This window comes from Candidatus Symbiopectobacterium sp. 'North America' (genome assembly GCF_015762685.1).
Taxonomy (GTDB): Bacteria; Pseudomonadota; Gammaproteobacteria; order Enterobacterales; family Enterobacteriaceae; genus Symbiopectobacterium.
This window is the reverse complement of the sequence record NZ_PEHF01000099.1, coordinates 1-14,070: the sequence shown is the minus strand read 5'-3', so window position 1 is coordinate 14,070 and position 14,070 is coordinate 1. Positions and strand designations below refer to the sequence as shown.

At 53.6% G+C, this 14,070-nt stretch carries 6 protein-coding genes and 7 pseudogenes; 10 read left to right on the top strand and 3 right to left on the bottom strand.

Going from position 1 to position 14,070, the window contains the following annotated elements:
- Positions 1-16: 16 nt before the first annotated feature.
- The 3 genes and pseudogenes from CS369_RS21570 to CS369_RS21560 all read left to right on the top strand — a co-directional run bounded on the left by CS369_RS21570 (position 17) and on the right by CS369_RS21560 (position 4,047).
- On the top strand, positions 17-1,162 hold the full coding sequence (locus CS369_RS21570; protein ID WP_196908639.1) for a glycerate kinase: 1,146 nt from the start codon (positions 17-19) through the stop codon (positions 1,160-1,162).
- A 30-nt stretch (positions 1,163-1,192) separates the two neighbouring features.
- Positions 1,193-2,600 (top strand): annotated as a pseudogene (gene pyk, locus CS369_RS21565) (pyruvate kinase).
- Between the two features lie 294 nt (positions 2,601-2,894).
- Positions 2,895-4,047 (top strand): annotated as a pseudogene (locus CS369_RS21560) (CdaR family transcriptional regulator).
- 21 nt (positions 4,048-4,068) lie between these two features.
- On the opposite strand, the gene CS369_RS21555 reads toward CS369_RS21560, so the two are convergent.
- Entirely contained in the window at positions 4,069-4,386 is a 318-nt protein-coding gene (locus tag CS369_RS21555; protein ID WP_196908638.1) for a PTS lactose/cellobiose transporter subunit IIA, read from the bottom strand.
- On the opposite strand from CS369_RS21555, the pseudogene CS369_RS21550 reads away from it, so the two are divergent.
- The 5 genes and pseudogenes from CS369_RS21550 to CS369_RS21530 form a co-directional block, all read left to right on the top strand.
- Positions 4,310-5,575: pseudogene (locus CS369_RS21550) on the top strand (PTS sugar transporter subunit IIC); the annotation flags it as partial. The gene CS369_RS21555 and the pseudogene CS369_RS21550 overlap by 77 nt on opposite strands.
- Positions 5,576-5,595: 20 nt before the next feature.
- A pseudogene (locus CS369_RS21545) lies at positions 5,596-7,032 on the top strand (glycoside hydrolase family 1 protein).
- Between the two features lie 18 nt (positions 7,033-7,050).
- Complete coding sequence (locus CS369_RS21540) at positions 7,051-7,368, top strand: PTS sugar transporter subunit IIB (RefSeq protein ID WP_196908637.1); 318 nt, start codon at positions 7,051-7,053, stop codon at positions 7,366-7,368.
- 125 nt (positions 7,369-7,493) lie between these two features.
- Complete coding sequence (locus CS369_RS21535; protein WP_196908636.1) at positions 7,494-8,261, top strand: FCD domain-containing protein; 768 nt, start codon at positions 7,494-7,496, stop codon at positions 8,259-8,261.
- Positions 8,262-8,310: 49 nt separating this feature from the next.
- Positions 8,311-8,766 (top strand): annotated as a pseudogene (locus CS369_RS21530) (GNAT family N-acetyltransferase).
- Between the two features lie 156 nt (positions 8,767-8,922).
- Here the strand turns inward: CS369_RS21530 and CS369_RS24255 are convergent.
- Positions 8,923-9,756 (bottom strand): HAMP domain-containing protein, encoded by an 834-nt coding sequence (locus CS369_RS24255; RefSeq protein ID WP_244665171.1) that lies wholly within the window; start codon positions 9,754-9,756, stop codon positions 8,923-8,925.
- A gap of 30 nt (positions 9,757-9,786) precedes the next feature.
- Positions 9,787-10,206 carry an MCP four helix bundle domain-containing protein gene (locus tag CS369_RS24250; protein ID WP_244665170.1) on the bottom strand — a complete coding sequence of 140 codons (420 nt, stop codon included), beginning with the start codon at positions 10,204-10,206 and terminating at the stop codon, positions 9,787-9,789.
- Between the two features lie 689 nt (positions 10,207-10,895).
- On the opposite strand from CS369_RS24250, the pseudogene aas reads away from it, so the two are divergent.
- Positions 10,896-13,044: pseudogene (gene aas, locus CS369_RS21520) on the top strand (bifunctional acyl-ACP--phospholipid O-acyltransferase/long-chain-fatty-acid--ACP ligase).
- A pseudogene (gene lplT, locus CS369_RS21515) lies at positions 13,041-13,999 on the top strand (lysophospholipid transporter LplT); the annotation flags it as partial. The pseudogenes aas and lplT, both read left to right, overlap by 4 nt.
- Positions 14,000-14,070: the final 71 nt, after the last annotated feature.

Below are 14,070 nucleotides of genomic sequence, written 5' to 3'. Positions count from 1 at the left end.
TTTGAGACAATCCACAATGAAAAAAGAAACGTTTGTATTAGCGCCCGATTCATTTAAAGAGAGCATGACGGCGAAAGAAGTGTGTAACGCGATGGAAAAAGGGTTGCGTAAGGTATTCCCCGAAGCGAATTTCGTGCACGTTCCCATGGCAGATGGCGGTGAAGGCACCACCCAATCGCTGATCGATGCCACCGGAGGTACGCTGTATGCGTTGAACGCGACCGGACCGTTGGGAGAAACGGTTGAGGCCAGCTATGGCATCATGGGCAACAGTGAGATTGCCGTGATTGAAATGGCGTCTGTCAGCGGTATTCAATTTGTTAACCGCGACACCAAAAAACCATTGGTGACCACCACCTACGGCACCGGTGAACTGATCCGCGCCTGCCTGGACAAAGGCATCAAGAAAATCATTCTGGGTATCGGTGGCAGCGCAACCAATGATGGCGGCGCGGGCATGGCAGAAGCGCTGGGCGTGCGTTTTTATGATGAAGCGGGCAATACGCTGCCGCGCGGCGGCGGCGCGCTGGATCGTTTGCACCACATCGATCTTTTCGGGCTGGATAGCCGTCTGGCACACGTGGATATTCAGGTGGCCTGTGATGTTACCAACCCATTGTGCGGCGAGCAGGGTGCATCAGCGATTTTCGGCCCGCAGAAAAGGGCAACGCCGGAGATGGTCGCACAGTTGGATAACAATCTGGCGCATTACGCGGCGGTGATCCGCAATCAGTTAGGCAAAGATATTGCCACTGTGCCGGGTGCCGGTGCGGCGGGCGGTCTGGGCGCGGGGCTGATGGCTTTCACCCAATGCACACTGCGTCGTGGTATTGATATTGTTGTCGAATTCAGTGGGCTGAGTGACAAGCTGGTTGGTGCGGATTTTTGCTTTACTGGTGAAGGGCGTATCGACTACCAAACCAAGTTCGGTAAGACCCCTTACGGCGTTGCCAGAACCGCCAAAGCGCAGGGTGTACCGGTTATTGCAGTATCTGGCTGCGTTGGCGAAGGTGTTGAAGTACTCTATGGTGAAGGTATCGACACCATTTTCGGCATTATTCCACGTGCAGACAATATTGAAGCGCTGCTGAAAGATGGCCCGATTAATATGGAACGTGCGTGCGAGAATATTGTCCGCCTGTTGAAAAAAGCGGCAGCATAATTAAGCGCCAGTAATAAAAAGGGAAAGAATATGACTGAAACTATTCGGCGCACCAAGATTGTTGCTACCCTCGGTCCGGCAACCGATCGTTATAATAACCTGGAAAAAATAATTAGCGCAGGCGCTAACGTAGTCCGCTTTAATTTCTCGCACGGTGCGGCAGACGATCATATTGCTCGTGCGGAACAGGTACGCGCAATTGCCCAACGCTTGGGTAAGTCAGTGGCTATTTTGGGTGATTTGCAAGGGCCTAAAATTCGGGTATCAACCTTTAAAGAAGGTAAAGTATTTTTGCACGTCGGAGATACCTTTATTCTGGATGCCTTATTGGAAAAAGGCTTGGGCGATAATACTCAGGTTGGCATCGATTATAAGGTGCTGCCGCGCGATGTGGTGCCGGGTGATATCTGCTGCTGGATGATGGACGTATTCAACTGCGTGTCGTGCGCATTGACGGCGAAAAAATCATCACAGCCGTCACCGTAGGCGGAACCCTCTTCAATAACAAAGGCGTCAACAAACTCGGTGGCGGGCTTTCCGCCGAAGCGCTGACGGAAAAAGACAAGGCAGATATTCTGCTGGCAGCCAGAATGAAGGTAGATTTTCTGGCGGTCTCATTTCCACGCACTGGAGACGATTTACGCTATGTGCGTCGTTTGGCGCGCGAAGCGGGCTGTCAGGCGGCCATTGTTGCCAAAGTGGAGCGCGCGGAAACCGTTGCCACGCCAGAAAACATGGATGACATGATTCTGGCTGCGGATGTCATCATGGTAGCGCGTGGCGATTTAGGCGTAGAAATTGGTGATGCCGCGTTGGTGGGCGTCCAGAAGCGTCTGATCCAGCTCTCGCGTCAGTTGAACCGCTTGGTGATCACCGCTACGCAAATGATGGAATCGATGATTTCCAGCCCGATGCCAACGCGTGCTGAAGTGATGGACGTTGCCAATGCGGTGCTGGACGGCACCGATGCTGTAATGCTATCGGCTGAAACCGCCGCAGGCAGCTATCCGGCGCAAGCGGTAGCGGCGATGGCGAACGTGTGCCTCGGGGCTGAGCGCAGCCCCAGCATCACCACCTCGAAACACCGCCTTGATGTGCAGTTTACCAATGTCGAAGAGATGGCGGCGATGTCTGCGATGTATGCGGCTAACCATTTGCAAGGGGTTAAAGCCGTGATTGCGATGACGGAGTCGTGCCGTACCTCCCGCATTATGTCTCGCATTAGCTCTCGTTTGCCGATTTATGCGCTATCGCGTCATGCCGAAACGTTGAATCAGGTTGCGCTGTATCGCGGCGTTACGCCCCTGCTGTTCAACGGCCGTGCCGAAGGACTGGGCGCGGCGCGATTGCGACCGGTGACAGCGTCATTTTGACGCAGGGTGACAGCATCGGAAAAATTGGCAGTACCAACACCTGTCGTATTTGCGTCGTGGAATAAGCGCGTGATGGTCATCGCCGTCTGTTGGCTATGGCGGCGATGTATCGAGCTAAATTCCTGTGTCTATATTCATGATTTATTTTTTTATCGCTGTTGAAGTCTTTATTTTTAAATAGAAATAAAATACAAGGCACGTTATGAAATAAAGCTGTTCGCCTTTCCCTTTATAATAATCGGATTGGTATAAATAACTTTATTAAATTACAAAATGCAGTGGTTGTTGATGTGGCGTATTTGCATGTGGGGTATTTCCAGTTGGCGAAATATTTTTGAGCTGCACCAGGGGAATAGTAAATGACAGATTATGATTTCGATGCGAAATTAGCTTATTCGATCGTTGAACGCACCATGAAAATTATTGACTGTAATATCAATGTCATGGATGCCAGAGGTCGTATTATTGGCAGCTGCGATCGCGAACGTATTGGTGAAATTCACGATGGGGCGCTATTGGCGCTCAGTCAGCAACGCGTCGTTTCGATTGATGATGCGTCAATGTACGCTGCATGGTGTCAGGCCCGGCCTGAACCTGCCGCTGCGGTTAAATAACCAAATCGTCGGCGTCATTGGCCTGACCGGCGATCCCGATGGTCTGCTGCAATTTGGCGAGCTGGTGTGCATGACGGCGGAAATGATGCTGGAACAGGTTCATTTGCTGCAACTGTTGGCGCAAAATAGCCGTTTGCGTGAAGAGCTGGTGTTAAGTATGGTGCGTAACGACAGCTACTCTGCCACCATGCAGGAGTGGGCGCAACGTTTGGGCGTCGATCTGACATTGCCACGCGTCGCTATGGTAGTGGAACTGGACAGCGGCCAGCTCGGTGTCAGCACGGCAATGAGCGAATTGCAGCAGTTGCAGTCTCTGCTGATGGAAACCGGTAAAGATGATCTGATAGCGATTGTGTCACTTACCGAAATGGTGGTGTTGAAACCCGCTTATCTGCACGCGGAGCGCTGGGAACCCGAAGAGCATAAGCGTCGCATGACACAGCTCTATCAGCGTTTACAGCAGGGTAGCCCGCTAAAAGTACGCCTGGCGCTGGGAAACTTTTTCCCGCATGAAGGGGGCGTGGTGCGCTCTTATCACACAGCAAAAACCACCATCAGTGTAGGCAAACAGCGGATGCCTGACGTGCATTGCTTCTGCTACGAGGACATCAAACTGCCAGTGCTGCTCGATAGCCTGCGCGATGGCTGGCAAGCGGCAGAGCTGGTAAGCCCGTTGCAGCGGCTAAAAACCAATGACGGCAACGGGGTGTTTCGAAAAACATTGCATACCTGATTTCGCCATAATCAGCAGGCCAGTGAGACAATCAAAGCGCTGTTTATTCACAAAAATACGCTTGAATACCGCTTGCGGCGCATTGCTGAACTGACGGGACTGAACCTGGCGAATTTTGAGGATCGCTTTCTGCTCTACGTGGCTGCACAGTTGGATCAAGACTAACGCAACCTGGCGTTATGCTGTTCATGCAGCACCAGCGAACTCTTGGCGCAGCATCACAATCTCTTCAGACAGATCGCGACACAGCATCGCCGTCATCAAATGATCCTTGGCGTGTACCAGGATCAGGTTGACCGGTATCTTTCCTTGCCCTTCATCTTCCCCAATCAGTTGCGTCTGGATCAGATGCGCGGCTCGCACCGCGTCCTGGGCGGCTGCTAATGATGAGGCGGCCAGTTCCCACTTCTTCTGGCGCGCTGCCTGAATGGCCATCAAGGCCTTGTTTATTACCCTGATGCAGGTGATTATCGTCGGTGCCTTTTCGGTGCTGATCTCCAACATGGTGCTCGATCCGAAAAACGGTCTGGCCAGTTTCGCTATGTTTTCTTTTTTGGCACTGCTCAAACCCATCATGAGCGGTATCGACTATGCGAAGCTCAATTTTCTGACCATTGGCGCGGTGTTTCTGATCGGGATCGAACTGGGGCGCATTAACGGCTCACGCAGCCTGTTTCGCGGCCTGCTGGCCGTGATCTGCCTGATTTCGATTACGCCCACCACCATCGATATCGTGGTGAACGGACAAACGGTGCCGGTAAAAGACGTGTTGGCGCGACAGTTCTCGGATACCAAAAGCCTGTTTCTCGGCATGTTTATTGCCATCCTCTCGGTGGAGATCTATAGCAAGCTGGAAAAAGTAGACCGTTTGCGCATCAAAATGCCAGACAGCGTACCGCCTAACGTTGCCGCATCGTTTTCGGCATTGATCCCCGGCATCATTACCGTGACGTTCATTGCTACCCTCGGTTTCACTTTCCACGCGATTACCAGTATGCATCTGTATGACGCCATTTATAAAGTGGTGCAGCAGCCGCTGGTGCAGAGCTTGCCGGGGCTGCTGGTGCTGATGTTTGTCGCGCAACTGTTCTGGGTTATCGGTATTCACGGCAACCAGATGATCAAACCGATCCGCGAACCGCTGCTGCTGGGGGCGATCGCCGTCAACATGACCGCGTTTGAGCAGGGACAAGAGATCCCCAATATCATCACCATGCCATTTTGGGACGTCTATATGAGTATAGGGGGTTCCGGGCTGACCATCGGACTTTTGCTGGCGGTGATGATTGCCTCTAAACGGCTAGAAATGAAAGAGATCGCCAAGATATCCTTTGGCCCCTGCGTGTTCAATATCAATGAGCCGGTGATTTTTGGTATGCCTATCATGCTGAATCCAATTTTGGCAATTCCCTTTATCATCACGCCGTTGGTTACCGGCACTATCGGTTACTTTGCCACCAGCATGGGCTTTGCCGGTAAAGCGGTGGTGATGGTGCCTTGGACCACGCCACCTATTATCAACGCCTGGCTCTCTACCGCTGGCTCCATGGGCGCTGTAGTGACGCAACTGGTGTGCATTCTGACTGCCACCCTGATCTATCTGCCCTTCGTGCAGGTGGCATCACGTCGTGCCGATCTGGCACAGCGGGAAGCGGAGCAGGCGGCACAGCAGGCTAACGCGGCGAGCAAATAACCAGAGTGAGGAGCTGAACGATGAGTAAGGTTACTGTCACCATCCCCGAGGATTTTATCCTGGGTGCTGCGGCATCCGCCTGGCAAACCGAAGGGTGGAGCGGAAAGCGGGCAAGGCAGGATTCCTATCTGGACCTGTGGTACAAGCAGGATCGTCAGGTGTGGCATAACGGCTATGGCCCGGCGCGCGCCACCGAGTTTTATCACCCCTATCGCGAAGACATTGCGTTGATGAAACAGTGCTGATTGACGCACTACCGCACCTCGATCAACTGGTCGCGCTTTATGCTCGATTATGAACGGGGCATCGTCGATGAAACCTATGCCGCCTATGTGGATAGCGTCATCGATGAACTGCTGCGGCAGGGGATTATCCCGATGCTGTGTCTGGAACACTACGAACTGCCCGCTACTCTGATGGAGAAATATCAGGGCTGGGCATCGAAGCAGGTGGTGGAGTGGTTTGTGACCTACGCACAAGCGGTGTTTGCCCGTTATGCACATAAGGTGAAGCGCTGGTTTGTGTTTAATGAGCCGATTGTGGTGCAAACCCGTGTCTATCTGGACGCTGAGCGTTACCCTTATGAGCAAAACACTGGCACCTGGATGCAGTGGAATCATCACAAAAATCTGGCGACAGCGAAAGTCATTGCCTGCTTTCGTGCCAACGGTCACGATCGCGACGGTGGGCGTATCGGCACCATCCTCAACCCGGAAGTGACCTATCCGCGCTCCCACGCCGCGCACGACGTTGAGGCGGCGCGCCTGTACGATCTGTTCTTCAACCGTGTGTTTCTCGATCCAGCGGTGAAGGGCGAATATCCGGCAGAGCTGCTGACACTGCTGGAGAAACATCAGGTGAAATGGGCCTATACCGATGATGAGCTGGCTGTCATCCGTGATAATCGGATGGATGAATTGGGCATCAATCTTTACTTCCCACACCGGGTGAAAGCGCCGGAACGGGCATGGCATCCCGATACGCCGTTTCACCCCGCCTACTACTATGAGCATTTTGCCTTGCCGGGACTCCGTATGAATCCCTCCTGAGGTTGGGAAATCCAGCCCAAAATCATTTATGACATGGCGCAACGCATGACGCAGGAATACGGCAATATTCCCTGGTTTGTGGCAGAAAACGGCATGGGGGTGGAAAATGAGGCGCGCTTTAAAAACAGCGACGGCGTGATTCAGGATCACTACCGCATCGATTTTATTGCCGAACACCTCTACTGGACGCTGAAAGCGCGCGAAGAGGGGGCGAACTGTCAGTGCTATATGCTGTGGGCTTTTACTGATAACGTCTCCCCGATGAATGCGTTTAAAAATCGCTATGGCCTGATTGAGATCGATCTTGAGCATGAACGGGCGCGTCGACCGAAAGCGTCGGCAGGTTGGTTCCGGCAACTGCGCGACACGCGCACGCTCACTGTTATGCTGGATGATGAAGACAAATAGCACCCAAGGAGATTTGCCATGAAACGTATCGTATTGGCCTGCTCGGCGGGCATGTCCACCTCGTTGGTGGTGACAAAAATTGAGAAAGAAGCCACGGCGTGCGGCTTGGAACTGAAAATTTACGCCATTCCTGAACAAAATATGCGTGAGGAACTGCAAGATTACGGTCAGGACATCATCGCGGTATTGCTGGGGCCGCAGGTTCGCTTCAAACTGGCAGAAAATCAAAAGCTGACTGACAGCTACCAGGTGCCGATTGCCGTGATCGACTCCGTCGCCTATGGCACATTAAATGGTGCCAAAGTGCTCGATCAGGTGCTGAGTTTGGTAAACTAGCCGCAATATTCTGACGCGCGGCATGCCGCGCGTTGTTGTTAACCGATGTGTCGTCGTGCTCTGGCACGGTGGCATCTGGTCAACGTGCGCATTATCTGTTGGGCTGCGGTAGCTAGGGTGAATGTGTGGCGAAAGATGTGATTCTGCAAGAAAAGAAACAGTATCAGGAGATTGGCAGCGATCTGCGCCTGAAAATTCAGCAGGGAAAATTCCCTGTTGGGTCGCGCCTGCCGCCGGAAAGAAACATTGCTGAAACCTACGGCGTTAGCCGCACCATTGTGCGTGAAGCGCTGCTGATGCTTGAATTGGAAGGCACCGTTGATATTCGTCAGGGATCGGGTGTCTATGTGCTCTGCATCCCTGATGAGGAAACGCAAGAGAGTCAGGCACATCACCGCATTAGCGCTTTTGAAATGTTGCAGTCTCGCCAACTGTTGGAGAGTAATATTGCGGCGTTTGCCGCACGCATGGCGACCCGCGCTGATATCGAAAATCTGCGCGTTACGCTGGAAAAAGAGCAGGCGGCGATCGCGGCAAACGACTACCTCAGCGATTATGACAAGCTTTTTCACCTGCAAATTGCCGGCGCGACGCAAAACCAGATGCTGCTAAAATCGGTCAGTCATATCTGGATCTGCCGTGACGACAATCCCCTTTGGCAGCAGCTTTATGCTCACGTTGGCAAACACGGTTATCGTCTGAAATGGCTGGCGGATCACCAGACCATCCTGGCAGCACTGCGCCGACGCGACGTACCGGGTTCCTATCAGACGATGTGGGAACATCTGGAAAATGTCAAAAGCACGCTGATGGCGATTTCCGATGCGGATGCGCCGGAATTTGATGGTTATCTTTTCGATTCGGTACCGATTTTTCAGGGAAAACTTGTCTGAATAGACATGTTGGGTGCTCACGTTGCGCCCGTATCAGGATTGCTGGGTTATGGTTGAGATTGTTCCTTTAGCCTTCCATCCGCACCATCAGGCTCAGGTGACGGATTGGCTGTGGCAGGCGTTCGATCGCCACAATGGGCGTGAATTTTTCGCCAGTATTGTACAAAGCAGTGTGCGGCAAGAGGGATTGCCTCTGACCTTTATCGCACTGGATGAAGAGCAACTGGTGGGCACTGTAGGGCTGTGGCTGTGCGATCTGTAAAGTCGCCAGGATCTCTCTCCCTGGCTGGCAGCGCTCTATATTGATGAAAACTATCGGGATAGAGGATTAGGTAAAGCACTGCAACAGCACGTGTTGGCCTATAGTCGTCACGCCGGTTTTTCATCCCTTTACCTTTATGCCTGCTTTAGCGGTTACTACGAAAAAATGGTCTGGCACTATATCGGTGATGGTTTGGAATACCCGGCTAAACCGGTACGGCTCTATCATCAGGCGTTGGTATAAACCCACTGTCATTCCCGCGCACGCGGGAATCTCCTACAGGCTAAACGCGTTGCTTCTGTCAGAGGTCCCCGGCCTACGCCGAGGACGACAAGGGTGTGATAGGCTTTGTCATTAATCTCAGCTCTCCCCTGAAGGCGATCGTAGTCAGGCATCACATCAGAACGATGTCCAATCCCCTTCTTTGTCTGCGGCAGGTTTGCTGACGCCAAGCGCAGGTTTAAGCAGAAGCGCACTCGATGCCGCCGCAGGCATCGATTTAGCTGCTAACGTAGCGCTGTTTTCCCGGTTGCTGAGGCGGAAAATGCTGACGGCACGCGCCAACTGTGCCGCTTGCTGTTGCAGCGATTGCGTTGCCGCCGAAGCCTCGTTCACCAGTGCGGCGTTCTGATGGGTGGTGGTTTCCATCTGGTTGACGGCCACGTTTACCTGCTCAATACCCAGCGTTTGTTCCTGACTGGCGGTGGATTGTGCCAGATGATTAGCCTGTTTGGCGTTGTTGGCGTTTTGACGCACGGTGGAGGCCAGTTGTTCAATGGACGCCGCGGTTTTTTGCAGCGCGCTGGCTTGTTCTTCGGTGCGGCTGGAGATATCTATATTGCCCGCTGCCAGTTGCCCTGACGCCCCGGCAATGGATTCAGATCCTTCACGCACTTCACCCACAATGTTACGCAGGCGCTGGGTCATGTTGTGCAGGGCGTGCAGCAGTTGCGCGGCTTCATCGCGCCCTTTCGGTCGGACGTCATGGGTCAAATCGCCATCGGCTACCGCCTGTGTCGCCTGCACGGCACGCTCTAAAGGATGCACAATACTGCGCGTTAATACCCAGGCAATCAGCACACCGACCACGGCAATCAGCAGACCGATAACCCCGAGAAACAGATAACCATTGTGTGCGCTGTTGTCGATGGCTTTAGCCATCTCATCGATGGCGCTGCGCTGGTGTTCGCTCAACTCCTCTACGCTAGCCAGATAGCAGCGCGATGCGGACATGAATTCGTTTTCGAACAGTTGCTTGGCCTGTTACATATTGCCCGCTTTTTTAGCGGCGGTGATGGCGTTGCGCTTGTCCAGATAGAGCTGACGGAATTCACCGAGCTTATCGAACATGGCTTTCTCTTCGGGTGTCGAAATCAGGCTGGCAAAGGCATCCTGACGCTTGGTGGTTTCTTTGCTCGCGGCGACATTCTTTGCTTCGAACAGTTTTGCCAACGCCGGATCGTCACTCATCGCAACGGCCATATTACGCTGTACGCCAGCCACCAGCGCACCGTGCCAGTCTACGCCCAGACGCTCTTTCTGTAACGGTGCCTGCATCATCCATGCGGTACTGCTTGAGATTTGTTTCAGTTGGTATACCCCGGAGACCAACATGACCAGAGAAAAAAGGATCAGCAAGCCGAATCCCCCAGCGAGCCTGGTGCCAATCTTATAATTCTTCATTATTTTCCATAACCTTTATACGATTTTATGAACTTACCCGATGTAAGCGTGATTGATAGTAGCGCGTGAGTGGGAAACAATTCCGTTGAAAAAAGCGCCTAAATACACGTTATTTGTGTAGTTATTTCTTCCTGTAAAATGCAGTGCTGTTTTCCCTTACGAGGACAACCGCATCCAGAAATCCACCGAGCAACGCCAGATAGCTATCGGCAAACAGGGTCGATCAGCGTGAGATGTATATCACATTTTGGCTCGGAAGGGGATTTTTATCACAAGAGGGGTAGGCTGACTTTACATGACTTGGCAGAAATTTACAGTTGGTTGCACTTAGAGCAGAACTCTTGCGATTGTTCACTGGCCTCATCAGGGGGGAGTCTCTAGAGTAGACTATACCCAAAGGTATTGATTGGTGGTAAATCGATGGACTCTGTCGAGTGAATCGCAGAAGTATATTGAACCATGAAATTGCACCAACCTACGCGGATGCGTAGGTTTTTTTTGCCTGTCGTTTGCACCCCTGCTTTTTCCATTTTCTCTCGTTATTTCTGCATCATGCGTGTGGTGCAGTTGCTCTGACACTCTTGGGCTGGCTATAGTAGTTTATATGTACCGCTGTTTTTATGTTGTCGTTTAACTGTGAAGGGTCAGTTTGCTTCCGGCACGCTGATGGCCTGACTATGGGAGAAGGAATGATATACACCCTGCTGCGCTGGCTGTTCCAGCGCCTGTATCGCATACGAATTGAAGGCGATAGTGCGGTATTTAAACAATCAAAACTGCTGATTACGCCAAATCATCAATCCTTTTTAGACGGTGTGCTGTTGGCGCTGTTTTTGCCGATTAAGCCAGTGTTTGCCGTCTATTCCAGCATCAGAGATCGCTGGTTTATGCGTTTCCTGAAACCCTATATCGATTTTGTGCCGCTCGACCCGACCAAACCGTTGGCAATCAAGGGACTTATCAAAGTGATTGGGCAGGGTCGCCCGGTGGTGGTGTTCCCCGAAGGGCGTATCACCGTTACTGGCTCCCTGATGAAGATCTACAGTGGTGCCGCCTTCGTCGCGGCAAAATCGGGCGCTACGCTGGTACCGGTGCGTATCGAAGGTATTGCGTTCAGCCCGTTTGGTCGCCTTAAAGGTACGTTTAAGCAACGCCTTTTCCCTCAAGTCACCCTCTCTTATTTGCCGCCGACCACATTACCGATGCCGGTAGCGGGTAGCGCGCCTGAACGGCGCGAACTGGCAGGTGAGCACTTGCACCGCATCATGATGGCCGCGCGTATGGAAACTCGCCCGCGCCAGACGCTGTATCAGGCATTTCTCTCTGCCTGCCAACGCTATGGCTACAGCTCGCCGTCCATTGCGGATATCGCCTTCAGTGAAGACAGTTATCAGGAGTTGCTGAAAAAGTCCCTCGGCGTTGGCCGCATCCTGCAACGTTTTACTCGGGAAAAAGAACACGTCGGCCTGCTGCTGCCCAATGCCACGGTGACGGCGGCGGCCATTCTCGGCGCCTCGTTGCGCGCCCACGTGCCTGCCATGCTGAACTACACGGCAGGGGCAAAGGGCATCAAGAGAGCGATGCTGGCGGCGGAAATTAAAACCATCGTCACCTCACGCCAGTTTCTGGAAAAAGGGAAACTGACCCACCTGCCAGAGCAGGTGAAAGAGGCCAACTGGGTTTATCTGGAAGATTTAAAGGGCACGCTAACCCTGGCCGACAAAGCGTGGATTTTATTCCACCTGTTGTTTCCGGTGCGGGCTATGGTGCCGCATCAACCTGATGATGCCGCGATGATCCTGTTTACCTCCGGTTCTGAAGGCAACCCGAAAGGTGTGGTGCATTCTCACGCCAGCCTGCTGGCAAACGTCGAGCAGATTCGCACCGTGGCGGATTTTACCCCGCGCGATCGCTTTATGTCGGCGCTGCCGCTGTTCCACGCCTTTGGCTTGACCGTAGGGTTGTTTACGCCGTTGCTGACCGGCGCGCGGGTTTTCCTTTACCCCAGCCCGCTGCATTACCGCATCGTTCCTGAGCTGGTTTACGATCAGAATTGTACCGTGCTGTTTGGCACCTCCACCTTCCTTGGGCACTACGCGCGCGTGGCGCATCCTTATGATTTTGCTCGCTTGCGCTACGTGGTTGCCGGGGCTGAGAAGCTGTCTGAGAACGTGCGTAACGTCTGGCAGGATAAATTCGGTATCCGCATCCTTGAAGGCTATGGCGTTACCGAATGTGCGCCGGTGGTGGCGATCAACGTTCCCATGGTCGCAAAGGTGCACACTGTAGGGCGCTTGCTGCCGGAGATTGAATCCCGGCTGATTCCGGTGCCGGGCATCGAACGCGGTGGCCGGTTGCAATTGCGTGGTCCCAATGTGATGAAGGGCTACCTGCGGGTAGAAAATCCTGGCGTGTTGGAGCGTCCGGCGGCGGAAAATGCCGAGGGTGAACGGCAGGAGGGGTGGTATGACACCGGCGATATTGTCGATTTGGATGCGCTGGGCTTTTGTACCATAGTGGGCAGGGTGAAGCGCTTTGCCAAGCTGGCCGGAGAAATGGTGTCGTTGGAGAGTGTGGAGCAGTTGGCGCTGCACGTTTCTGCGGATAAACAGCATGCTGTCAGCGCGAAAAACGATAGCAGTAAAGGGGAAGCGCTGGTGCTGTTTACCACTGACAGTACGCTGAGCCGCGAGCGTTTGCTGGCGCAGCAGCGGGGTGCCGGAACTGGCGGTGCCGCGTGATATTCGCGTGCTTAAAGCGCTGCCTCTGTTGGGCAACGGCAAACCGGATTTCGTGACGCTGCGCCAGATGGCAGAGCAGCCGGAGGGCGCAGAATGAGTTCGCAGGAAGGTGCCGTGCCGCCGTTACTGTCGCGCAGTATGAATGCGGTCATCGTTGCGCAGTTTTTCTCTGCCTTTGGCGATAATGCGCTGCTGTTTGCCACGCTGGCGCTGATCAAATCGTTGCTCTATCCCGAGTGGAGTCAGCCGGTGCTGCAGATGGGATTTGTGGCGGCCTATATCGTACTGGCCCCTTTTGTCGGGAAAGTGGCGGACAGCTTTGCCAAAGAGCGAGTGATGATGTTCGCCAACGCTTTGAAGTTGTTGGGGGTCCTGTCGATCTGCGTGGGGGCAATCCATTCCTTGGCTATGCGTTGGTCGGCGCCGGGGCGGCGGCATACTCGCCGGCCAAATACGGCATTCTTGGCGAAATAACCCACGGCGATCAGTTGGTGAAAGCCAACGGATTAATGGAAGCGTCGACCATTGCGGCCATTCTGATTGGTTCGGTCGCTGGCGGCGTGCTGGCTGATTGGAACCTGTATTTGGCGTTGGGTGCCTGTGCGTTGGCCTATGGCATTGCGTTGGCGGCGAACCTGATGATCCCACGCCTGAAAGCTGCGCGACCGGGCACCTCCTGGCACCCGAAACGCATGGCGCAAGGCTTCTTCTCTGCGGCTATCACACTATGGCGTGACGGTTATGCCAGACTCTCTTTGATCGGCACCATCCTGTTTTGGGGCGCGGGCGTAACGCTGCGCTTTCTGCTGGTGCTGTGGGTGCCGTTAGCGCTCGGTATCACGGATAACGCTACGCCGACGCTGCTCAATGTTATGGTAGCGGTGGGGATTGTGTTAGGTGCGGCGCTGGCGGCCAAATTGATTACGCTGAAAACCGTGCGTCGTTGCCTGCCTGCCGGGGTGCTGATTGGTGTCGCGGTGGCCTTTTTCACCTTGCAGACCAACCTGGTATGCGCCTATGGCCTGTTGGTGGTTATCGGTGCGCTGGGAGGCTAATGATATGGTCACCCCCACCCTGTAGCGGTACGCTGACAGGGTGTTTTTCTTTCAGGAGAGGCCATCAT